The 21,188-nt window shown below is 70.8% G+C and carries 19 protein-coding genes; 8 read left to right on the top strand and 11 right to left on the bottom strand.

What is annotated here, in order from left to right; translation table 11 throughout:
- Nucleotides 1-202: 202 nt before the first annotated feature.
- From gabT to ACFVDP_RS15595, 4 genes are all read left to right on the top strand, one after another.
- Nucleotides 203-1,537: a 4-aminobutyrate--2-oxoglutarate transaminase gene (gabT, locus tag ACFVDP_RS15610; protein WP_383489203.1), complete on the top strand. Its 1,335-nt coding sequence runs from the start codon at nt 203-205 to the stop codon at nt 1,535-1,537.
- A 451-nt stretch (nt 1,538-1,988) separates the two neighbouring features.
- Entirely contained in the window at nt 1,989-2,519 is a 531-nt protein-coding gene (locus tag ACFVDP_RS15605) for a phosphatase PAP2 family protein (protein ID WP_383489200.1), read from the top strand.
- Nucleotides 2,520-2,535: 16 nt separating this feature from the next.
- Complete coding sequence (locus ACFVDP_RS15600; RefSeq protein ID WP_383489197.1) at nt 2,536-5,037, top strand: McrB family protein; 2,502 nt, start codon at nt 2,536-2,538, stop codon at nt 5,035-5,037.
- 4 nt (nt 5,038-5,041) lie between these two features.
- Complete coding sequence (locus ACFVDP_RS15595) at nt 5,042-6,340, top strand: McrC family protein (RefSeq protein WP_383489194.1); 1,299 nt, start codon at nt 5,042-5,044, stop codon at nt 6,338-6,340.
- On the opposite strand, the gene ACFVDP_RS15590 is transcribed toward ACFVDP_RS15595, so the two are convergent.
- The 8 genes from ACFVDP_RS15590 to ACFVDP_RS15555 form a co-directional block, all read right to left on the bottom strand.
- Nucleotides 6,337-8,160, bottom strand: coding sequence for a chitinase (locus tag ACFVDP_RS15590; RefSeq protein ID WP_383489191.1), 1,824 nt, complete (start codon nt 8,158-8,160; stop codon nt 6,337-6,339). The two genes, ACFVDP_RS15595 and ACFVDP_RS15590, sit on opposite strands and share 4 nt — an antisense overlap.
- A gap of 117 nt (nt 8,161-8,277) precedes the next feature.
- Nucleotides 8,278-8,739, bottom strand: coding sequence for a hypothetical protein (locus ACFVDP_RS15585; protein ID WP_383489188.1), 462 nt, complete (start codon nt 8,737-8,739; stop codon nt 8,278-8,280).
- Nucleotides 8,740-8,981: 242 nt separating this feature from the next.
- Complete coding sequence (locus ACFVDP_RS15580; RefSeq protein WP_383489185.1) at nt 8,982-10,400, bottom strand: NAD(P)/FAD-dependent oxidoreductase; 1,419 nt, start codon at nt 10,398-10,400, stop codon at nt 8,982-8,984.
- A gap of 38 nt (nt 10,401-10,438) precedes the next feature.
- Nucleotides 10,439-11,236 carry an ABC transporter permease gene (locus tag ACFVDP_RS15575; protein ID WP_383489182.1) on the bottom strand — a complete coding sequence of 266 codons (798 nt, stop codon included), beginning with the start codon at nt 11,234-11,236 and terminating at the stop codon, nt 10,439-10,441.
- Nucleotides 11,236-12,165, bottom strand: a complete 930-nt coding sequence (locus tag ACFVDP_RS15570) for an ABC transporter permease (RefSeq protein WP_383489180.1) — start codon at nt 12,163-12,165, stop codon at nt 11,236-11,238. The genes ACFVDP_RS15575 and ACFVDP_RS15570 overlap by 1 nt, the downstream gene beginning before the upstream one ends.
- Entirely contained in the window at nt 12,162-13,334 is a 1,173-nt protein-coding gene (locus ACFVDP_RS15565; protein WP_383489177.1) for an ABC transporter ATP-binding protein, read from the bottom strand. Before ACFVDP_RS15565 ends, ACFVDP_RS15570 begins: the two co-directional genes overlap by 4 nt.
- A gap of 54 nt (nt 13,335-13,388) precedes the next feature.
- The gene (locus ACFVDP_RS15560; RefSeq protein ID WP_383489174.1) at nt 13,389-14,642 is read right to left on the bottom strand and encodes an extracellular solute-binding protein; all 1,254 of its coding nucleotides are present in this window, start codon (nt 14,640-14,642) and stop codon (nt 13,389-13,391) included.
- A gap of 70 nt (nt 14,643-14,712) precedes the next feature.
- A complete protein-coding gene (locus tag ACFVDP_RS15555) occupies nt 14,713-16,254 on the bottom strand; it encodes a gamma-aminobutyraldehyde dehydrogenase (protein ID WP_383489171.1) in 1,542 nt (513 codons plus the stop codon).
- A gap of 218 nt (nt 16,255-16,472) precedes the next feature.
- On the opposite strand from ACFVDP_RS15555, the gene ACFVDP_RS15550 reads away from it, so the two are divergent.
- On the top strand, nt 16,473-17,024 hold the full coding sequence (locus ACFVDP_RS15550) for an NADAR family protein (protein ID WP_383489168.1): 552 nt from the start codon (nt 16,473-16,475) through the stop codon (nt 17,022-17,024).
- 30 nt (nt 17,025-17,054) lie between these two features.
- On the opposite strand, the gene ACFVDP_RS15545 is transcribed toward ACFVDP_RS15550, so the two are convergent.
- Nucleotides 17,055-17,708 carry a DUF4190 domain-containing protein gene (locus ACFVDP_RS15545; protein WP_383489165.1) on the bottom strand — a complete coding sequence of 218 codons (654 nt, stop codon included), beginning with the start codon at nt 17,706-17,708 and terminating at the stop codon, nt 17,055-17,057.
- 179 nt (nt 17,709-17,887) lie between these two features.
- Between ACFVDP_RS15545 and ACFVDP_RS15540 the strand changes: the two genes are divergently transcribed.
- Both ACFVDP_RS15540 and ACFVDP_RS15535 read left to right on the top strand, forming a co-directional pair.
- Nucleotides 17,888-18,934 carry an adenosine deaminase gene (locus ACFVDP_RS15540; protein WP_383489162.1) on the top strand — a complete coding sequence of 349 codons (1,047 nt, stop codon included), beginning with the start codon at nt 17,888-17,890 and terminating at the stop codon, nt 18,932-18,934.
- A gap of 30 nt (nt 18,935-18,964) precedes the next feature.
- Nucleotides 18,965-19,654, top strand: coding sequence for a glycerophosphodiester phosphodiesterase (locus ACFVDP_RS15535; protein WP_383489159.1), 690 nt, complete (start codon nt 18,965-18,967; stop codon nt 19,652-19,654).
- Here ACFVDP_RS15535 and ACFVDP_RS15530 read toward each other — a convergent pair.
- A complete protein-coding gene (locus tag ACFVDP_RS15530; RefSeq protein WP_383489156.1) occupies nt 19,637-20,281 on the bottom strand; it encodes an NADPH-dependent F420 reductase in 645 nt (214 codons plus the stop codon). The two genes, ACFVDP_RS15535 and ACFVDP_RS15530, sit on opposite strands and share 18 nt — an antisense overlap.
- A 40-nt stretch (nt 20,282-20,321) precedes the next feature.
- Between ACFVDP_RS15530 and ACFVDP_RS15525 the strand changes: the two genes are divergently transcribed.
- The gene (locus tag ACFVDP_RS15525; protein ID WP_383489154.1) at nt 20,322-20,690 is read left to right on the top strand and encodes a winged helix-turn-helix transcriptional regulator; all 369 of its coding nucleotides are present in this window, start codon (nt 20,322-20,324) and stop codon (nt 20,688-20,690) included.
- A 45-nt stretch (nt 20,691-20,735) separates the two neighbouring features.
- Here ACFVDP_RS15525 and ACFVDP_RS15520 read toward each other — a convergent pair whose 3' ends face one another.
- On the bottom strand, nt 20,736-20,951 hold the full coding sequence (locus tag ACFVDP_RS15520) for a hypothetical protein (RefSeq protein WP_383489151.1): 216 nt from the start codon (nt 20,949-20,951) through the stop codon (nt 20,736-20,738).
- Nucleotides 20,952-21,188 lie beyond the last annotated feature (237 nt).

Genomic DNA, 21,188 nt, shown 5'->3' with positions numbered 1-21,188 from the left:
CGCCCCGTTACGCGCGCCTTCCGCCGTTACCCGCCTCCGTATGTATATGTCCACGGCGGACAACGCCCCGGACCAACCCCACCCCGATGGAGCATGACCGACGCCTTTCCTCGCCTCTAACCTGCGAGGAAAGCCCCCGTACATCCCGGCGAAACCGGACCAGAGCCCGGTGACACGCCCCCTTCTCAACAAGGAGCCCCGCATGAGCGACATCCCGCAGGAGCGCCGCGTCGTCACCGCCATCCCCGGCCCGAAGTCGCAGGAGCTGCAGGAGCGCCGCCTCGCCGCGGTCGCGGCCGGCGTGGGCTCCACGCTGCCCGTGTTCACCGCCCGCGTGGACCGCGGCATCATCGAGGACGTCGACGGCAACCGGCTGATCGACTTCGGTTCCGGCATCGCCGTGACCTCGGTCGGCGCCTCCGCCGAGGCCGTGGTCCGCCGCGCCTCCGCCCAGCTGCAGGACTTCACCCACACCTGCTTCATGGTCACGCCGTACGAGGGCTACGTCGAGGTCGCCGAGGCGCTCGCCGAGCTGACGCCGGGCGACCACGCGAAGAAGTCGGCCCTGTTCAACTCGGGCGCCGAGGCCGTCGAGAACGCCGTCAAGATCGCCCGCGCCCACACCAAGCGCCAGGCGGTCGTCGTCTTCGACCACGGCTACCACGGCCGTACGAACCTGACGATGGCGCTGACCAGCAAGAACATGCCGTACAAGCAGGGCTTCGGTCCGTTCGCGCCCGAGGTCTACCGGGTACCGGTGGCCTACGGCTACCGCTGGCTGACCGGCGAGGAGAACGCGGGCGCCGAGGCCTCCGCCCAGGCGATCGACCAGATCACCAAGCAGATCGGCGCGGAGAACGTCGCCGCGATCATCATCGAGCCGGTGCTCGGCGAGGGCGGCTTCATCGAGCCGGCCAAGGGCTTCCTGCCCGCGATCCGCCAGTTCGCCGCCGACAACGGCATCGTGTTCGTCGCGGACGAGATCCAGTCCGGCTTCTGCCGCACCGGCCAGTGGTTCGCGTGCGAGGACGAGGGCATCGTCCCCGACCTGATCACGACCGCCAAGGGCATCGCGGGCGGCCTGCCGCTCGCCGCCGTGACCGGCAGGGCCGAGATCATGGACGCCGCGCACGCGGGCGGCCTCGGCGGCACCTACGGCGGCAACCCGGTGGCCTGCGCCGGTGCGCTCGGCGCCATCGAGACCATGAAGGAGCTCGACCTCAACGCGAAGGCGAAGGAGATCGAGTCGACGATGAAGACCCGCCTGACGGCGATGCAGGAGAAGTTCCCCGTCATCGGCGACGTGCGCGGCCGCGGCGCGATGATCGCCGTCGAGCTGGTCAAGGACCCGGCGACCAAGGAGCCGGACGCGGCGACCACCGCGGCGCTCGCCAAGGCCTGCCACGCCGAGGGCCTGCTCGTCCTCACCTGTGGCACCTACGGCAACGTGCTGCGCTTCCTGCCCCCGCTGGTCATCGGCCAGGACCTGCTCAACGAGGGCCTCGACATCATCGAGAACGCCCTCGCGGCGCTCTGAACCCCTCGCGACGACTGGCGTCACAGGGCCCGACCGGCGACGATGGACAGCCGTTGACACGGTGACCGTTCCGCTGCCCCCGGGGCAAAGGTCGGGCCGTGTGAAGAAGGTGTGGGGGCCCCATGGCAGCTTGCCGAACCGGCTGTCCTGCCCCCACCCCCCTGACGTACGGTTTCTGCAGATGAGAGAAACACCCCGCCCGCAGGTGACTGCGGGCGAATCCGGGTCGGAGCCTCCCCAGCCCCGCCCTGGTCGTGCCCTCGCGCACACACCCGGAGCCTCCGGCTCCGGAACTCCTCACCGATCGGACGGTCGCCCGCCCCAAACCCCCCGGGGCGCGCGGCACGCCGATCAGATCGGGCGCCTCGGAGCTACCCCCCCTGCTCCGGGGCGCCCGACCACTTTTCTCGCCGCCTTCGCGGCCCTTCTCTTCGCGGTCCTCACCTGGCAGGTGGCGGCGGACGGCCCACTGCTCCCCGCCGACGAACGCCTCGGCGCCGCGATCCGCACCAGCGGCATCCCGTCCGGCCCGGCGGAGTTCTTCGCCGACCTCGGCAATCTCCAGGTCGCCCTCCCGGTCCTGGCCGCCGTCCTCGCGTACGTCACCTGGCGCACCCGCCACTGGCTCCCCGCGACGACCGCCGCCCTGACCATGGCCCTCGTCCCCGCCGTGGTCGCCCCCCTCCAGCACCTCCTCGCCCGCCCCGGCCCACCGCCGATGGCCCCGGCGACGGGCTTCTACCCGTCGGGCCACGCGGCGACGGCGGCGGTCGCGTACGGGATCTGCGCCCTGCTGCTCGCCCGACGCGAACTCATCTACGGATGCGCCGTGTTGAACGTCGCCGTCGGGATCGGCCTCGTACGGCAGGGCTATCACTGGCCGGCCGACGTGCTCGGCAGCTGGTGTCTGGCCGTTCTGCTGATCACCGGGCTGGCCCAGCTCCTGTCGCGGTACGGTCGGCAGCCGGACGGAGACGGTTGACGGGGGCGGGACACGCATGGCGGACGGGCAGGGGCGGGCGACCGGAATTCCGGACAGGGCGGAGAGGCCGGACCGGGCGGTCGTGGCCTTCGAGGGCCGGGAGTACGCCCTCACTCCGTCGCCGGGCGAGGTGATCCTGCCGCTGCACGGGCAGTTGATCCACCACGATCCGCAGTGCCGGCATCTGACCGACGCGCCCACGCTGCCCCGGGCCGCCGACCCGGAGCGGCTGATCTGGCGGCGCCTGATCGACTCGGCGCCGACCGAGGACATCGCGGGCCGTGCCGCGTTCGCCCGGGACAAGGGGCTGCTCAACGGCCAGGGGCGCCCGGTCACCGGCGTGTGCTCCTGCGTCCTCGAACCGGTCACCGCCGTGCAGGCCGAGACCCTGCGGCCGTGGCCGCTCGCCGACGCGCTCGCCGCGTTCGACCGCGCCGCTCACGAAGAGGTCCTGGCCGAGGCGGAGGCCCAGGCGGCCGCCGTCCGGGAGGCGTTCCCGCTCGCCGACTGGCCCACGCTGTCGCTGGCGCACTACGCGCTCGGGCAGGGCGACAGCGCCGCCACCAGGCCGTACTGCTACCTCGTCGAGTTCGGCAGCACCGCGATCGGCAGCATCGCGGGCGGCTCGGCGATGAAGCACCTCGTCTTCCGCCGCAAGGACGGCAGCTGGTGGCACGACCCCCGCTACCCCGACGTGGAGACGGCGTGGCAGGCCGTGCGGTCCGGGGTCGTCGAGGCCGTGGCGGCGGCCCGCGACGGACGCCTGTCCGACATCGACTCGATCGACGCGGTCCGCTCGGGCCCCTCCCTGATCGCCAAGACCCTGTCGGTGTACGCGCCCGAGTCCACGCTCCCGGTCCACGCGGGCGACCACGTGCGCCACTTCCTGCACCGGCTGACGGACGAGCCCGCGCCGCGGCTCGAACGGTTCGCGCTCCAGGCCCGGCTCAAACAGGTGATCGACGCCGACGAGCGGTTCGCGGGCTGGCCGCCGCAGATCGTGATGCGGTTTCTGTACTGGTGGGCTGACCCGAACCGGACCCGGCAGATCGTCAAGATCGCCGCGGGCCGGGACGGTGAGCTGTGGGAGCAGTGCCGCGCGGGCGGGTACATCGCGGTGGGCTGGGACGAGATCGGCGATCTGCGCGAGTTCGCCGACAAGGACGAGTACGCGGCCGCGTTCCGCGAGGCCTTCAGCGCGCAGCACAACAACTTCCAGTCGAAGGTCTCCGCGAAGGCGAACGAGGTCTGGAAGCTGCTGAGCCTGCGCGCCGGTGACCTCGTCGTCGCCAACACGGGCGCCAGCCAGATCCTCGCCGTGGGCCGGGTCACCGACGAGGGCTACGCATGGCGCCCCGGGCGGGCGGACCACCGGCACACCGTCTCCGTCGAGTGGGACGACAGCTATGAGGGCCGGCTGGCCGAACCCGAGCGTTCCTGGGCGACGGTGACGGTGAAGGACGTGCCCGCCGCCACCTGGAAACGGATCAAGGAACTCCAGCAGGCGCAGACGCCGGAAGCGGCCGTGCGGCCGGACGAGGTGCCCGCCCCGCCGCTCGACCCGCTGTTGCGGCGCATCGCCGAGGGCCTCGACCGGCGCGGCCAGGTCGTGCTGTTCGGCCCGCCCGGCACCGGAAAGACGTACACGGCCCTGAACTACGCGGTGCGCGGGCTCGGCGAGGTCTGCGGACTGTCCGACGTCGACCCGTACGCCGAGCCGGGCTCCCCCGGCTATGAGTCCGCCCTCTCCGTGCTGGCGGACTCGGGCCTGCTGACCGTGATCACCTTCCACCCGGGCTATGGCTACGAGGACTTCGTCGAGGGGTTCCGGCCGGTGCGCGGCGCCGGGGGCGGCGGGCTCGCGCTCGACCTGGTCGACGGTGTCTTCAAGCGGGTCTGCCAGGCTGCGGCCAAGGACCCCGACCGCCCGTACCTGATCGTCGTCGACGAACTGAACCGGGGGGATCTGCCCAAGATCCTGGGCGAGTTGATCACCCTGATCGAGCGGGACAAGCGGGGCCGCACGGTCACCCTGCCGCTGAGCGGCGAGCGCTTCTCCGTCCCGCCGAACGTACGGCTCGTCGGCACGATGAACACCGCGGACCGCTCCATCCGGTTGCTCGACGCCGCCGTCCGCCGCCGCTTCGCGTTCCTCGAACTCCTCCCCGACTCCACACCGCTGGAGGGCTGTTACGTCGACCGACTGCACCTCGCCGAGATGCTGGACGCCCTCAACGAACGCATCCGCACGCGCCTCGACCGCGAGAAGCAGATCGGCCACGCCTACTTCCTGCCGGGCGGCACCCCGGTGGACTCGGCGGCCGAACTCGCCGCGATCGTGCGGGGCGAGGTGCTGCCGCTGCTCCAGGAGTACGCGTACGACGACTACACGCTCCTCGCGGCGTTCCTCGGCGAGGAGCTGGTGGACCGCGACAACCACACGCTGCGCGAGGTCGAGGACGAGAAGCTGATCGCCGCCCTGTACGAGGAGTTCCAGGTCAAGGACCAGGCGGAGTAGGCCGGTGCGGGTCCTTGTCCTGGGCGAGTACGAGAGCCGGGAGTTCGACGGGGTCCGGCTCAGCGCCGCGGACCGGCGGGCGGTCGCCGACGAGCGGTTCGCGCGCCGTCTGCGGGTGCGCGAACTGATCGGCGGCCGGGTCGAGGTGAGCGCGGGGCCGCACGTCGGCGTCGTCTCCCTGGACGGCTGCGAGATCCGCGTCGAGCCCAAGTACCTGGGCACCGGCCTGGACGTGCTGCGGATGGTGCATTACGCGCTCGGCAACGCACCCGAGGCCCTGACCGTGCCGCGCACCTTCACCGACGGGGCTCCGCACCTGCGGGACCTGGTGGCCCTGATGGTCACCACACACGCGGAGCAACTGCTCGCGCGCGGGGTGCGCCGTGACTATGTGCGCCGCGAGGCACCGCTGCCCGCCGTCCGCGGGCGGCTGCTGCCGGACCGTCAGCTCCTGCACCACTACGGCCAGTTGGACCGGCTGGCCTGCCGCTACGACGACTTCGACACGGACATCGTGGACAACCGGGTGTGCGCGGCCGCGGCCGATCTCGCGGCCCGCACCACGTCGTCGCTCACCGTCCGGGCGCGCGCCCGCCGGGTCGCGGGCCGCTTCGCGCAGTACGCGCCGACCCGGCCGGCCGACGTCCGCGCGGACCTGGGACGGCTGACCTACCACCGCCACAACGAGCACTACCGCCCGGCCCACTTCTGGTCGGCGCTGCTGCTGACCGGCGGCGGTCTCGACGACCTCTTCGGCGCCGGGCCGCTGGCCGCCCGGGCCTTTCTGATCGACATGAACGAGCTGTTCGAGCTGTTCGCGACCCGGCTGCTGGCCGAGGCCGCGGCGGGCACGGGCACGGGCACGGGCCTCACGGTCGAGGGCCAGTCCCGGCACGCCCACGTCCTGTGGAACGAGCGGACCGCCCGCCCCTACAGCGAGGTACGCCCGGACGTCCTGATCCGCGGCGGCACGGACGCGCTCCCCTTCGTGCGCCCGGTGGACGTCAAGTACAAGCTGTACGCGACCCGGAAGGTCTCCACGGCCGATCTGTACCAGGCCTTCCTGTACGCGCACGCCCTGGCCCGCGACCCCGGCGACGCCCCGCCCACCTGCGTGCTGCTGCACCCGGGCGGGGTGTCGGGGGACCGTGCGGCGGTGGCCGTACGGCGCTGGGACGGAAGCACGTCGGCGCGGGTGCGCCCGGTGCCGCTGGACCTGCACGCGGCACTGGGCGCACTGGAGTCACCTCGGCGGGCGGAGTTCCTGTCGGAGCTGCTCGCCGAGGTGACCCGGCGGGGCTAACCGCCGAAGTACGCGTCGAAGTTCTTCTGGAACTCCCAGTTGTTGAAGCGGTCCCAGTTCACCGACCACGTCATCAGGCCGCGCAGCGCCGGCCAGGTGCCGTGGGTGGTGTACGAGCCGCAGTCGGTCTTCTTCGTGAGGCAGTTCAGGGCTTTGTTCTGCTCGGCCGGGGACACGTAGCCGTTGCCCGCGTTGGTCGAGGCGGGCATGCCGATGGCGACCTGGTCGGGGCGCAGCGGCGGGAAGACGTTGTTGGCGTCGCCCGCGACCGGGAAGCCGGTGAGGAGCATGTCGGTCATCGCGATGTGGAAGTCGGCGCCGCCCATGGAGTGGTACTGGTTGTCGAGGCCCATGATCGGGCCCGAGTTGTAGTCCTGGACGTGCAGCAGGCTCAGGTCGTCGCGCATCGCGTAGATGACCGGGAGGTAGGCGCCGCAGCGCGGGTCCTGGCCGCCCCACTTGCCGCTGCCGTAGAACTGGTAGCCGTTCTGGACGAAGAACGTCTCCGGGGCCATGGTCAGGACGAACTTGTCGCCGTACTTGGCCTTGAGGGTCTTCAGCGCCGAGATCAGGTTCACGATGACCGGCGTGGTCGGGTTCTTGAAGTCCGTGTCGCCCGTGTTCAGGGACAGGGAGTGGCCCTCGAAGTCGATGTCGAGGCCGTCGAGCCCGTAGGTGTCGATGATGTTCGAGACGGACGAGACGAAGGTGTCGCGGGCCGCCGTCGTGGTGAGCTGGACCTGGCCGTTCTGGCCGCCGATCGAGATCAGCACCTTCTTGCCGGCCGCCTGCTTGGCCTTGATCGCCGCCTTGAAGTCGGCGTCCGACTCGACGTTCGGGCACTCGGTGACCGGGCAGCGGTTGAAGCGGATGTCGCCGGACGTCACCGAGGTGGGCTCACCGAAGGAGAGGTCGATGACGTCCCAGCTGTCGGGGACGTCGGCGAGGCGGGTGTAGCCGGCGCCGTTGGCGAAGCTCGCGTGGAGGTAGCCGACGAGGGCGTGGGCGGGGAGGTCGGCGGATCCCTGGTTCCCGCCGCCCGAGCCCTGGGCCGTGGTCGCGGTGACGGCGGTCGACTTCGAGGACTCTCCCGCGTCGTTGAGCGCGGTGACCTGGAGGCTGTACGCCGTGGCGGGCGCGAGGCCGGTGAGGGTCGTCGAAGTGCCGGTCACCGTGCGGGACTTGGTGCCGTTGATGTAGATCCCGTAGCTCGTCGCGCCGGAGACGGCGGGCCAGGACAGGGCGACGGACGTGGCGGTGACGGTGCCCGTCTTGACGCCCGTGGGGGCGGCCGGGAGGACGGGGGCCTCGCCGCCGGGGCCGACCAGGCTGAGGTCGTCGACGGTGTAGGCGGGAGTGCCGTACCAGCCGTGGGTGAAGAGGGTGACCTTGGTGGTGGACGGGCCGGTCGTGAAGGTCGTCGACAGCTTCTGCCAGTCGGCCGCCGACTGGGTCCACGTGGAGACGTCCGTGGTGCCGGTGCCGGTCGCGCCGAGGTAGACGTAACTGCCGCGGACGTAGCCGGAGAGCGAGTACGTGGAGCCCGGCTTCACCGTCACGGTCTGCGTGCACTGGGCGTTGTCGCCCGCGGTCGGCGTCCCCTGGAGGGCCGAAGTGCCGCTGTGGGTGGGCGAACTGACGATCTTTCCGGTGCCCGCCGAGCACGTCCAGCCGTCGAGGCCCGACTCGAAGCCGCCGTTGCGGGCCAGCTCGGTGTCGGCCGCTTGGGCGGGGGCGGTCAGCGCGGTGAGGCCGGCGGCGGCCAGCGCCGCCGCCGTCACGGCGGTCAGGAATCTGCGGGGTGGTCCGGTACGGGCCATGGCTGCCTCCGGGCGTGGCGGGGGAAGGGGCACGGTGGAGCGGAGTGCGCCCAACTTGGTCCAGACCAATTGAGTTGTCAAGGGTTCGCGGGCCTGCGAGATCATCTTGTGCCCCGCCTACTCCCCCGATTCCCGGGCCAGTTGGGCCGCTGCCTCGTGCATCGCGAGTTCCAGGACCGCCGGGTCGGTGAGCGTGCCCTGGCCGTCCGGCGGCACCAGCCAGCGCACGCCGCCGGTGGTCCGGCCCGGGTAGGGGACCACGATCCAGGTGCCGTGGCCCGCGCCCCGCACGCCGGTGCCGAGCCAGCGCGCGACCGTGCCCGCCGGGACGAAGAAGCCCATCCGGGCGTCGCCGAAGTCCGCGAGGACCGGGCCGGGGCGGTCGATGACGCGGGTGAGGACGTCGAGCGTGGGGTAGCCGAGCTCCCCCGGCAGGATCAGCACGTCCCACTGCTTGCCCGCGGGCAGCAGGGCCACCCCGAGCGGATTGCGCTCCCACTCCCAGCGGCACGCCTCCGGGTCCGGCGCCACCGACACCAGCCACTCGACCGCCGACTTAGCCGCGCCTGAGCCAGTCATGGCGGGACCTCCCTCTCGCTTCGACTCCATGGGTCACGAACGAGAGGGAGGCGGGGGCCCGAGCATTACGCGGGTTCGGCCTACTTGTTGGTAGTGAACCGGATCACACCGGCGACCTGGGCGTACGCCGGTGGATCAAGACCGGCGTGATCGCAAGCGCCCCGTAAGGGGCGCGGGGAACTGCGCGAGAACCCCCACCGACCGTCAGTCGGCCGACAACCATTCCCAGCCCCCGCACAGGTTCAGCTGTCGAATCCCAACCCCACGGCGTCCATCGCCTTCAGCCACACGTTCCGGCGCCCGCCGTTGTCGTCGGCGCGGGCCAGCGACCACTTGGTGAGCGCGATGCCGGTGTACGCGAACGGCTCGGGCGGGAACGGCAGCGGCTTGGAGCGGACCATCTCCAGCTCCGTGCGTTCCGTGCGCTCCCCCGACAGCAGATCGAGCATCACGTCCGCGCCGAAGCGGGTCGCGCCGACGCCGAGCCCGGTGTACCCGGCCGCGTACGCCACCTTCCCCGCGTGCGCGGTGCCGAAGAACGCCGAGAACCGCGAGCAGGTGTCGATCGCGCCGCCCCACGCGTGCGTGAAGCGCAGGCCCTCCAGCTGCGGGAAGCAGGTGAAGAAGTGGCCGGCCAGCTTGGCGTACGTCTCGGGGCGGTGGTCGTGCTCGGCTCGGACCCGGCCTCCGTACGGATAGATCGCGTCGTAGCCGCCCCACAGGATCCGGTTGTCGGCGGACAGCCGGAAGTAGTGGAACTGGTTGGCCGAGTCGCCGAGTCCCTGGCGGTTCTTCCAGCCGATCGACGCGAGCTGATCGGCCGACAGCGGCTCGGTCATCAGCGCGTAGTCGTAGACCGGGACCGTGTACGCGCGCACCCGCTTGACCAGCGACGGGAACACGTTCGTGCCGAGTGCGGCCTGCTGGGCGAAGACCCGGCCGTACGGGGTGCGGACGGCGACGCCCGCACCGTTCGAGGCGAGCTGCGTGGCCGGGGTGTGCTCGTAGACGCGCACGCCGAGGTCGAGGCAGGCCTGCTTGAGGCCCCAGGCGAGCTTCGCCGGGTGCAGCATGGCGACGCCGTGGCGGTCGTAGAGGGCGCCCTGGAAGGTCGGGGAGTCCACCTGTTCGCGGGTCTGGCCGGCGTCGAGGAGTTCCAGGCCGTCGGTGAGGCCGGCCTCGCCCAGTTCCTCGTAGAACTCGCGCAGTTCGGTGACCTGGTGCGGCTGGGTCGCCACGTCCAGCTCGCCGGTGCGTTCGAAGTCGCAGTCGATGGAGTAGCGGGCGACCGCCGCCTCGATCGCGTCGAGGTTGGCGGCGCCCAGCTCCTCCAGCTTCTTGATCTCCTTGGGCCAGCGCGCCAGCCCGTTGGCCGTGCCGTGCGTGAGGGAGGCGGCGCAGAAGCCGCCGTTGCGCCCGGAGGCGGCCCAGCCGATCTCCCGGCCCTCGACGAGGACCACGTCCCGGGCCGGGTCGCGCTCCTTGGCGAGCAGGGCCGTCCACAGCCCGCTGTAGCCGCCGCCCACGACCAGCAGGTCGCAGTGCTCGTCGCCGGTGAGGGCGGGGCGGGCCTCGGGGCGGCCCGGGTCGTCGAGCCAGTAGGCGACCGGCTTGGCGTCGGCCAGTGATTGGGTCCAGCGATTCATGGCACCAGCGGCCATGATTCCAACTCCCTCAGAAATTCGAGAGACCCTGTGGTTCAGGAACTCTTGTTCTTGCGCTTGCCGACCATCATTCCGGCAAGCACGCACAGTACGGCGACCAGGAACATGGCCGTACCGATGACATTGATCTGAACGGGTGTACCGCGTTGCGCCGATCCCCACACGAACATGGGGAACGTCACGGTCGAGCCCGCGTTGAAATTCGTGATGATGAAATCGTCGAAGGAGAGCGCGAAGGCGAGCAGGGCGCCCGCCGCGATCCCGGGTGCGGCGATGGGCAGCGTCACGCGCAGGAACGTCTGCGCCGGACCGGCGTAGAGGTCCCGCGCGGCCTCTTCGAGGCGCGGGTCCATCGACATCACGCGGGCCTTCACGGCCGTCACCACGAAGCTGAGGCAGAACATGATGTGGGCGATGAGGATCGTCCAGAAGCCCAGCTGAGCGCCCATGTTGAGGAAGAGCGTGAGCAGCGAGGCCGCCATCACGACCTCCGGCATCGCCATCGGCAGGAAGATCAGCGAGTTCACCGCGCCGCGCGCCCGGAAGCGGTAGCGGACCAGGGCGAAGGCGATCATCGTGCCGAGCGCGGTCGCGCCGAGCGTGGCCCAGAAGGCGATCTGGAGGCTGAGCGAGAGCGAGCCGCACATGTCGGCGACTCCGCACGGATTCTTCCAGGCGTCGACCGAGAATTCCTGCCACTCGTAATTGAAGCGGCCCTTCGGCTTGTTGAAGGAGAAGACAGTGACGACGACGTTCGGGAGGAGGAGGTAGGCGAGCGTGACAAGGCCCGCGAGCACCACCAGATTGCGGCGTATCCAGCGTACGAAGGGCATCAGACCAAATCCTCCGTTCCGGAACGGCGAATGTAGAAGGTGACCATGAAGAGGATGGCCGCCATGAGGATGAAGGAGAGCGCCGCCGCCGTCGGATAGTCGAGGATGCGCAGGAACTGCGTCTGGATGACGTTGCCGACCATGCGGGTGTCGGTGGAGCCGAGCAGGTCCGCGTTGACGTAGTCACCGGTCGCCGGGATGAAGGTGAGCAGCGTGCCGGAGACGACACCCGGCATCGACAACGGGAAGGTCACCTTGCGGAACGTCGTGATCGGCGACGCGTACAGGTCGCCCGCCGCCTCGTGCAGCCGGCCGTCGATCCGCTCCAGCGACGTGTAGAGCGGCAGGACCATGAACGGCAGGAAGTTGTACGTGAGTCCGCAGACCACCGCGAGCGGGGTGGCGAGGACCCGGTCGCCGTCGGTCATGCCGAGCCAGTTGGTGACGTCGAGCAGGTGCAGCGAGTTGAGGGTGCTCACGACGACGCCGTTGTCCGCGAGGATCGTCTTCCAGGCGAGCGTGCGGATCAGGAAGCTGGTGAAGAACGGGGCGATCACCAGGACCATGATGAAGTTGCGCCAGCGGCCCGCGCGGAACGCGATGAGGTAGGCCAGCGGATAGCCGAGCAGCAGGCACAGGATCGTGGCGAGGCCCGCGTACAGCACGGAGCGCAGGAACTGCGGCCAGTACTCGGACAGCGCGTCCCAGTAGGTGGCGAAGTGCCAGGTGACGGTGTACCCGTCCTCCAGTGACCCCTGCTGTACGGAGGTCGAGGCCTGGTAGATCATCGGCAGCGCGAAGAAGACGACCAGCCAGAGCATGCCGGGCAGCAGCAGCCAGTACGGGACGAGACGGCCGCGCCTGCGGGGCTTGCGGGGAGCCGGTGTCTCGGGCGGCGTCCCGGGCGCCTCGGTGAGTGTCGTGCTCATGCGCTCGCGTCCTCCGAGACCTTCTCCACGCCCGCCTCGGCATCCTGGGCGGCGTCGAGTCCGAAGGTGTGCGCCGGGTTCCAGTGCAGGACGACCTCGGCGCCGGGCGCGAGCCGGACGTCCCGCTCGATGTTCTGGGCGTAGACCTCGAAGGCGTCGCAGAGCGGGCTGTCGACGACGTACTGGGTGGAGACGCCGATGAACGACGAGTCGGCGATGCGGCCGGTGATGCGGTTGCGGCCGTCGGGGATCAGCGAGGCGTCGTCGGCGTGGGTGAGGGAGATCTTCTCGGGGCGTACGCCGAGCAGGACCTTCTCGCCGGTGGCGGTGGAGGCGGTGGAACATCGGGCGCTGGGCAGGACGAGCTTGCCGTCGCCGGCCTTCAGCGTGAGGTCCTCGCCCGCGCGGCCCGCGATCTCGGCCTCGATGAAGTTCGAGGTGCCGAGGAAGTTGGCGACGAACGTCGAGCCCGGGTTCTCGTACAGGTCGGTGGGGGCGCCGAGTTGCTCGACGCGGCCCGCGTTCATCACGGCGACGGTGTCGGCCATGGTCATGGCCTCCTCCTGGTCGTGCGTGACGTGGATGAAGGTGATGCCGACCTCGGTCTGGATGCGCTTGAGCTCCAGCTGCATCTGGCGGCGCAGCTTGAGGTCGAGGGCGCCGAGCGGCTCGTCGAGGAGCAGCACCTTGGGGTGGTTGATGAGGGCGCGGGCGACGGCGACGCGCTGCTGCTGGCCGCCGGAGAGCTGGTGCGGCTTCTTGCGCTTGTGCTCGCCGAGCTGCACCAGGTCGAGCATGTCCTCGACCTGCTTCTTCACCGACTTGATGCCTCTGCGGCGCAGGCCGAAGGCGACGTTCTCGTAGATGTCGAGGTGCGGGAAGAGCGCGTACGACTGGAAGACGGTGTTCACGGGACGCTTGTACGGCGGCAGGTTCGTGACGTCCTGGTCGCCGAGCATCACGGTGCCGCTGGTCGGCTCCTCCAGGCCCGCGATCATGCGCAGCGTGGTGGTCTTGCCGCAGCCGGAGGCGCCGAGGAGAGCGAAGAAGGAGCCCTGCGGGACGGTGAGGTCGAGCGGCTGGACGGCCGTGAAGCCGTTGTCGTACGTCTTGCTGATGCCGGTGAGGGTTACGTCGCCGCCGTGGTCGGTCGGGGCAGAAGAGGTCATGAGGTGTCCAAGGAGTCCGGGGTCGGATAGGGGGAGATGCGCGAGGGTTCTGCCTCAGCCGCCGGTGAGCTGGGCGAACTTCTCCTCGAACGACGTCTCTTCCTTGGCCGTGAGGGAACGGAAGCCGTGCCCCTTGGCCGCCATGGTCTTGTCCGGGACGATCAGCGGATCGTCCGCGACGCTCTTGTCGATCTTGGCCAGCTCGGGCCGGACGACGCTCGTCTCCATCGGCGTCACGTAGTTGATCCACGCGGCGAGTTCGGCGCCGACGGCGGGCTCGTAGTAGTAGTCGATGAGCTTCTCGGCGTTGGTCTTGTGCCGCGCCTTGTTCGGGACGAGGAGATTGTCGGTCGACGAGATGTAACCGGCGTCCGGTATCGCGAACTTGACGTGCGGGTTGTCCGCCTGGAGCTGCACGATGTCGCCCGCCCAGGCCAGGCAGGCGGCGAGGTCGCCCTTGCTGAGGTCGGCGATGTAGTCGTTGCCGGTGAAACGGCGGACCTGCTTCTTGTCGACGGCCTTCTGCACGCGCGCGATGGCCGCGTCGAAGTCGTCGGCCTTGAAGTCGCGCGGGTCCTTGCCCATGTCGAGCAGCGTCATGCCGACGGTGTCGCGCATCTCGGAGAGCAGCCCGACCTTGCCCTTGAGCTTCGGGTCGTCGAGGAGCTGCGAGACGGAGGTGACCTCCTTCCCGCCGGTGGCCTTGGTGTTGTAGGCGATGACCGTCGAGATGCCCGTCCAGGGGTAGGAGTACGAGCGGCCCGGGTCCCAGTCGGGGTTGCGGAACTGGGGGGACAGATTGGTGTACGCGTGCGGCAGGTGCGCCGGGTCGAGCTTCTGCACCCAGCCGTAGCGGATCAGGCGAGCGGCGAGCCAGTCGGTGAGCACCATCAGGTCGCGGCCGGTGTCCTGACCGGCCGCGAGCTGCGGCTTGATCTTGCCGAAGAACTCGACGTTGTCGTTGATGTCCTCGGTGTACTTGACCTTGATCCCGGTGCGCTTGGTGAACGCGTCCAGGGTCGGGCGCCTCTTCTCGTCGTCACTCATGTCGATGTACTCGGTCCAGTTGGAGAAGTTGACGGTCTTCTCCTTGGCCGAGTGGTCCTCGGACGTGACGTCGCCCTGGGACTTGCTCGCGGCCGGGATACCGCAGGCGCTCAGTGCCCCGAGCCCGCCGACGGCGAACGCGCCGCCCGCCGAGGCGCGCAGCAGGGAACGGCGGGACATGGCGGCTCTGCCGTTCCGGAAGCTGCGCCTCATCGCGGCCAGCTGAGCCGGGGACATGCTGTCGGGCTCGTACTGCTCCATGCGCGTGGTTGCCCTTTCGGGAGTCCCTTGCGGGAAGGTGGAGTCGGCCGCGAGTCGGGCGGCCAGGTGGCTATCGGTCCCCGAAGACGGTGCGGTGCCAGTCCTTGCGGACCACCGCGGTGTTGTCGAACATGACGTGCTTGACCTGCGTGTACTCCTCGAAGGAGTAGGCGGACATGTCCTTGCCGAAGCCGGATGCCTTGTAGCCGCCGTGGGGCATCTCGCTGAGGATCGGGATGTGGTCGTTGACCCAGACGCAGCCGGCCTTGATCTCACGGGTGGCGCGGTTGGCGCGGAAGACGTTGGTCGACCAGGCGGAGGCGGCGAGCCCGTAGGGGGTGTCGTTGGCCAGTGCGATGCCTTCGTCGTCGCTGTCGAAGGGCAGCACGACCAGGACCGGCCCGAAGATCTCCGACTGGACGATCTCGCTGTCCTGCGGGGCGTCGGCGATCAGGGTCGGCTTGTAGTAGGCGCCGGGGTGGTCGGGGGCCTCGCCGCCGGTGACCACGCGCGCGTAGGCACGCGCCCGGTCGACGAAACCGGCGACGCGGTCGCGGTGGACGTGCGAGATGAGCGGCCCGAGGTCGGTGTCCTCGGCGAAGGGGTCGCCGAGCCGGACGGTCTCCATCAGGGCGGCCGTCTTCTCGACGAACGCGTCGTAGAGCGGGCGCTGCACGTACGCGCGCGTGGCGGCGGTGCAGTCCTGCCCGGTGTTGATGAGCGCACCGGCGACGGCGCCGTGCGCGGCGGCGTCGAGGTCGGCGTCGTCGAACACGAGGAACGGCGCCTTGCCGCCCAGCTCCAGGTGGAGCCGCTTGACGGTCGCGGTGGCGATCTCGGCGACGCGCTTGCCGACGCCGGTCGAGCCGGTGAAGGAGGTCATGGCGACGTCGGGGTGGCCGACGAGGTGCTCACCGGCTTCCTTGCCGGCGCCGGTGACGACGTTGACGACGCCCTCGGGCAGCCCGGCGGCGACGGCGGCCTCGGCGAACAGCAGCGAGGTGAAGGGGGTCAGCTCGGCGGGCTTCAGCACGATGGTGTTGCCCGCGGCGATGGCCGGCAGGACCTTCCAGGCGGCCATCTGGAGCGGGTAGTTCCAGGGCGCGATGGAGCCGACGACACCGATCGGCTCACGGCGTACGTACGAGGTGTGGTCGCCGCTGTACTCCCCCGCGGACTGCCCTTGCAGATGGCGGGCGGCGCCCGCGAAGAACGCGGTGTTGTCGACGGTGCCCGGCACGTCGAACTCGCGGCTCAGCTTGATCGGCTTGCCGCACTGGAGCGACTCGTACCGGGCGAATTCCTCGGCCCATTCGTCGAGCACGGCCGCGAACCTGTGCATCGCGTCGGAGCGCTCGCCCGGGGTGAGGCCCGACCAGCCGGGGAAGGCGGCGCGGGCGGCGGCGACGGCGGCGTCCACGTCGTCCGTGCCCGCCAGCTCGTACGTGTAGACCTCCGCGCCGGTGGCCGGGTCGACGACCGCGTGGGTGTGGCCGGAAGTGCCCTTGGCCAGGCGGCCCGCGATGTGGTTCGCGCCGTCGGCGAACCGTTCTTGCACGGAGGCGGTGACGGACGTGGCCGAGAGGGGGTTGGCCGAGGTGGGGTTGTGCATGAGTGCTCGCTCTCGCTCTCCTCCGCCGGAGATCCCGTCCCGCGGGCACCGGCGTGGCTCCAGCTCGATTTGAGTGCCGATCCTGACAGAGCCGTACTACTCCAACAAGTGATTCCGTTGTTGCCTTTTGGTTACGCGACGGAATCTGTCGACCAGGTGTCGAGTCACCCTGGAAAACCCAGGACGTAGTGTCAGTGGTGCGTGCCAAACTCCCGTGTATGGAGATCGACAGCAGGGAATCGCTGGTGGCGGCCCTGGCGGCGGGGGCCGGGGTGAAGTACCTGCACTTCTGGGGACACGCCGCGCGGGCGGACGGGGAGCTGGGAGCGAGCTGTCTCAGTCAGTGGTGGCCGTCGCCGTTCACGGTGGACGGGGTGGAGTACGCGACGGCCGAGCACTGGATGATGGCGGCGAAGGCCCGCCTGTTCGGTGACGCCGAGGCGGAGCGGCGCGCGCTGGAGGCCGGGCATCCGTCCCAGGCCAAGACGGCGGGACGCCTTGTGCGCGGCTTCGACGACGCCGTGTGGCAGCGCGAGCGGTTCGGCATCGTCACCGAGGGCAGCGTGCACAAGTTCGCGTCGGACCCGGCGCTGCGGGAGTTCCTGCTGAGAACCGGCGAGCGGGTCCTGGTCGAGGCCAGCCCCGTGGACCGGGTGTGGGGCATCGGACTCGCGGCGGACGATCCCGCTGCGCAGGACCCGCGGAAGTGGCGGGGGCCGAATCTGCTGGGGTTCGCGCTGATGGCGGCGCGGGAGCGGCTGCGCGGCTGAAAGAGAGCGGTGTGGTGCGGTGCGGCCGGTCTAGACGGTGGCGACGATCAGCACGACGAAGCCGATGGACAGCACCAGCCCGGCCGATCCGCAGATGATGCCGGTGAGCGCCTGGCCCGGGTTGGTGGCCTCGCCCCGCTTGGCCTTGCCGCGGCCCACGGTGCCGAAGATGACGGCGAGGATTCCGCAGATGATGGCGATGGGCCACATCAGGAAGAACACGTCCGAGACGATGCCGAGCACCATCGCGGCGATCCCGAGCCCGTTGCTGGGCTGCGCCGGCATCGCGCCCGGCCAGTACCCGTAGTTCTGGGCACCGCCGTAGGGGGCGGGGTGCTGCTGCGCCGCCGGGTAGCCGTACTGGGGGCCGGGGTAGCCGTACTGCGCGCCCGGGTGGGCGTACTGCTGTCCGGGGCCGGGCGGCTGGGCACCGTAGAGCGGCTGGCCGGGGCCTTCGGGGGAGATCGGGGGCGGCGGCACCGGGCTGTGGTCCTGCGGTGCGGGCGGGGGCGCGTACGGTGCCGGGGCAGGCGGCGGGGACAGCTGCGGTCCGGGGACGAGCGGCATCGCCGTCACGGTCTGCCGGTCGTGCAGGTCGGGCGCCTTGTCCAGTGAGGGCGCGGCGGGCGCGTCCTGCGGCGGGGCCCAGGGGTCGCGGTCCTGCGGTGTGCTGCCGCCGGTCATGTGCGGACCCCCTCCGTCGTGTGCTTCGCGTGCCTGCCGACATGCTAGGGCCTGGTGGTGCCCTGTCCCCCGGCGGGTCCGTCCCTTTTGCCGGAGGCCCGGCCGACGCCGGCGGGGCGTCCGCATACGATGCCCAGGACCCCGATCAGCCGATCACCCAAGTTCCTGGGGAGGAATCCGTGAGCTCCGAGAGCAAGACCCTGCAGACCTTCGTCGCCGGACTGCCGAAAGCAGAACTCCACGTCCACCACGTGGGATCGGCCTCCCCCAGGATCGTGTCGGAGCTGGCCGCCCGGCACCCCGACTCGAAGGTCCCGCAGGACATCGAGCGGCTCACGGAGTTCTTCACCTTCAAGGACTTCGCCCACTTCATCCAGGTCTACCTGTCGGTCGTCGACCTGATCCGCACGCCGGAGGACGTCCGGCTGCTCACGTTCGAGGTGGCCCGCGACATGGCCCGGCAGAACGTGCGGTACGCGGAGCTGACCCTCACGCCGTTCTCGTCGACCCGGCGCGGCATCGACGCCCGCGCGTTCATGGACGCGATCGAGGACGCCCGCAAGGCGGCCGAGGCCGAGTTCGGCACGGTCCTTCGCTGGTGCTTCGACATCCCGGGCGAGGCGGGCCTGGAGTCGGCCGAGGAGACGGCGCGGCTGGCCACGGACGACCGGCTGCGCCCGGAGGGCCTGGTCTCGTTCGGTCTCGGCGGACCCGAGATCGGCGTCCCGCGCCCGCAGTTCAAGCCGTACTTCGACCGGGCGATCGCGGCCGGGCTGCACTCGGTCCCGCACGCCGGCGAGACGACCGGCCCGGAGACCATCTGGGACGCCCTGACCGAACTGCGCGCCGAGCGCATCGGCCACGGCACGTCCGCCGCCGGGGACCCGAAGCTGCTCGCGCACCTGGCCGAGCACGGCATCCCGCTGGAGGTCTGCCCGACCTCGAACATCGCGACGCGCGCCGTGCGCACCCTCGACGAGCACCCGCTGAAGCAGTTCGTCGACGCGGGCGTGACCGTCACCATCAACTCGGACGACCCGCCGATGTTCGCCACCGACCTCAACCACGAGTACGAGGTCGCCGCCCGCCTCCTCGACCTCGACGAGCACGGTCTCGCCGATCTCGCCAAGAACGCGGTGCGCGCCTCGTTCCTCGACGCGGCGGGCAAGGCCCGGATCGCCGAGGAGATCGACGCGTACACGCGCAACTGGCTCGCCAACGCGTAGGGCCGCCTCCCGGGACGCCAGAATGGGCCCATGCGCACCGTGACTGCCGTGGCCCACCGAGGCGACCCCTACCGCGTCCGCGAGAACACCCTCCCGTCCCTGCGTTCCGCGCTGGACCGCGGCGCGGACGCCGTGGAGATCGACGTACGCCTGACGCGCGACGGCGTACCCGTCCTCCTCCACGACGCGACGCTGAAGCGGCTCTGGGACCACGATCGCCCGCTGTCCGCGCTCTCCGCGAAGGAGGTGCGCGAGGTGACGGCGGGCGGCGTGCCCACGCTGGCCGAGGCCCTGGCCGCGACGGCCGGCACCGACGCCCGCCTCATGGTCGACCTGCCGGGCGCGACCACCAGGGCCGTCCGCACGATCGTCGGCACCATCCGCGACGCCGGCGCCGAGGACCGCGTCTACTACTGCGCGGGCGCCGAGACGATGCTCAAGGTCCGCGCCGCGGACGCGGCCGCCGAGATCGCCCTGACCTGGACGACCCTGGCCCCGCCCCGCCCGGCCCTGCTCGCCGCGGTCCGCCCGCACTGGCTCAACTACCGCTTCTCACTGATCGACCGGGACCTGGCGGCCCGCATCCACCGCGAAGGCCACTTGATCTCCGTCTGGACCCCGGACACGAAGAGGTCGATGCGCGGCCTGCTCGACATCGGCGTCGACTCGATCACGACGAACCGGATCGACGTACTGACCGGGCTACGCGGCGCCGCCTGACGCGGCCACCGGCGGCAGCATCGCCTGCGCGTCGGCCCCCTCCCCCACCCACAGCTGGATGACGAGCGCCGCCGCGGCCTCCAGGAGCGCGGCCCGGTCGAGGCCGCCCGCGGACAGCGGGGTGCAGCCGATGTCCCGCACCAACTCCCGTACGAGGTCGAGGGCCTGGCCGTCGTCGCCGCAGAGCGGGACGGCGAGCGGGCGGCCGTCGAAGACGGGCGGGGTCAGGCGCCAGACGTCCTCGTGGCAGAGGTTGAACGCCTTGACGACCGTGGCGCCGGGGGCCGCGGCGGCGAGGCGTTGCGCGGCGGCCGGACCGTCGGCGGTGAGCAGCTGGAACCCCTCGCCCACGGGATTACAGCAGTCGACCAGCACCTTCCCGGCGAGAGGTTCTCGGAGTTCGCCGACCACCGACTCCCCCACGCCGTAAGGCAACGCGACCAGCACGGCGTCCCCGGCTCGCGCCGCCTGCGCCAGGCTTCCGTGGGCCGCCGCCCCGATCCGCCCGGCGAGCCTCGCCGCCTTCTCCTCGTCCCGTCCGCCGACGGTGACCTCATGCCCCGCGCGCACCCAGTGCGCCGCGAGGGCCTGCGCCATGTTTCCCGTTCCCAGGGTCGAAATCCGCATGACCAGGACGGTAGGCGGCGCGTCGGGCACCATTCGGTGCGTGACCTCCGACCAGGGATTCCTCGCCGACTGCCGGGCCCGGCTCGCCTTCGACCTGCTCGCGAACACCTGGAACGCGGTGGTGCTGTGGGCACTGCGCCACGGCCCGTGCCGCCCCGGCGAGTTGCGGGAACGGATCGGCGGCATCAGCCCGAAGGTACTGACCGAGACCCTGCGCCGCCTGGAGTCCAACGGCCTCGTGGCGCGACAGGCCTACGAGGAGACGCCGCCCCGGGTCGAGTACCGGCTCACGGAACTGGGCCGGACGTTGCTCGCCCCGATCGACACCTTCGGCGCATGGGCCTTCGAGCACGGGGACGAGGTGATGGCGGCACAGGAGGAGAACGGGTCCGGCTCCGGGTGCCCGTAGCGAGGGCGGCTGGAAGACGCGCTCCGCGCAGCCCCCTGCCACCGGTCAGACGTCCTCGACTCCGAGCATCTGTACGGCCTTGCGGGCCTGATAGAAGTCCTCGTCGGACACCTGCGGATCGTCCTCCGTGTCGTGGAGCCAGTCCGCCAGGTCCGTGACGGACCACGTCTCGAAGTCCTCCGGCACGTCGAGGCTGGTCGTCCTGCGCAGGCGCGTGGCGACAGCGGCGTCCCGGACGCTGCGCGTGCTCACCTCGGTCATCTTCCGCACCGCCTTCCGGCGTCATCGGGGGTCGGACGGGCGACGTTGCCAGACGAGATGCGTACTGTCCAAATACGCAGGCCCGGCACGGCCCGCTCCGCGGCACAGCAGCGAGGAGCACGATGACCCATCGCCTGCCCGCGGTGACGGCGATGCTCGGCCCGGCCGAGAACCGCTCCGCGGATCCCGCGGCCTGCGCGGGCAGCACGGGGCACCACCTAGGGGAACCCGGGGCGC

The organism is Streptomyces sp. NPDC057694 (assembly GCF_042799415.1).
GTDB lineage: Bacteria > Actinomycetota > Actinomycetes > Streptomycetales > Streptomycetaceae > Streptomyces.
The sequence above is the reverse complement of the archived record's forward strand: the minus strand, read 5'-3'. Positions and strand labels throughout refer to the sequence as shown.

Coding starts and splice junctions, on each gene's coding strand:
- gabT (WP_383489203.1), top strand. CDS start 203: ATGAGCGACATCCCGCAGGAGCGCCGCGTCGTCACCGCCATCCCCGGC.
- ACFVDP_RS15600 (WP_383489197.1), top strand. CDS start 2,536: ATGGCGGACGGGCAGGGGCGGGCGACCGGAATTCCGGACAGGGCGGAG.
- ACFVDP_RS15590 (WP_383489191.1), bottom strand. CDS start 8,160: ATGGCCCGTACCGGACCACCCCGCAGATTCCTGACCGCCGTGACGGCG.
- ACFVDP_RS15585 (WP_383489188.1), bottom strand. CDS start 8,739: ATGACTGGCTCAGGCGCGGCTAAGTCGGCGGTCGAGTGGCTGGTGTCG.
- ACFVDP_RS15580 (WP_383489185.1), bottom strand. CDS start 10,400: ATGGCCGCTGGTGCCATGAATCGCTGGACCCAATCACTGGCCGACGCC.
- ACFVDP_RS15575 (WP_383489182.1), bottom strand. CDS start 11,236: ATGCCCTTCGTACGCTGGATACGCCGCAATCTGGTGGTGCTCGCGGGC.
- ACFVDP_RS15570 (WP_383489180.1), bottom strand. CDS start 12,165: ATGAGCACGACACTCACCGAGGCGCCCGGGACGCCGCCCGAGACACCG.
- ACFVDP_RS15565 (WP_383489177.1), bottom strand. CDS start 13,334: ATGACCTCTTCTGCCCCGACCGACCACGGCGGCGACGTAACCCTCACC.
- ACFVDP_RS15560 (WP_383489174.1), bottom strand. CDS start 14,642: ATGGAGCAGTACGAGCCCGACAGCATGTCCCCGGCTCAGCTGGCCGCG.
- ACFVDP_RS15555 (WP_383489171.1), bottom strand. CDS start 16,254: ATGCACAACCCCACCTCGGCCAACCCCCTCTCGGCCACGTCCGTCACC.
- ACFVDP_RS15550 (WP_383489168.1), top strand. CDS start 16,473: ATGGAGATCGACAGCAGGGAATCGCTGGTGGCGGCCCTGGCGGCGGGG.
- ACFVDP_RS15545 (WP_383489165.1), bottom strand. CDS start 17,708: ATGACCGGCGGCAGCACACCGCAGGACCGCGACCCCTGGGCCCCGCCG.
- ACFVDP_RS15535 (WP_383489159.1), top strand. CDS start 18,965: ATGCGCACCGTGACTGCCGTGGCCCACCGAGGCGACCCCTACCGCGTC.
- ACFVDP_RS15530 (WP_383489156.1), bottom strand. CDS start 20,281: ATGCGGATTTCGACCCTGGGAACGGGAAACATGGCGCAGGCCCTCGCG.
- ACFVDP_RS15520 (WP_383489151.1), bottom strand. CDS start 20,951: ATGACCGAGGTGAGCACGCGCAGCGTCCGGGACGCCGCTGTCGCCACG.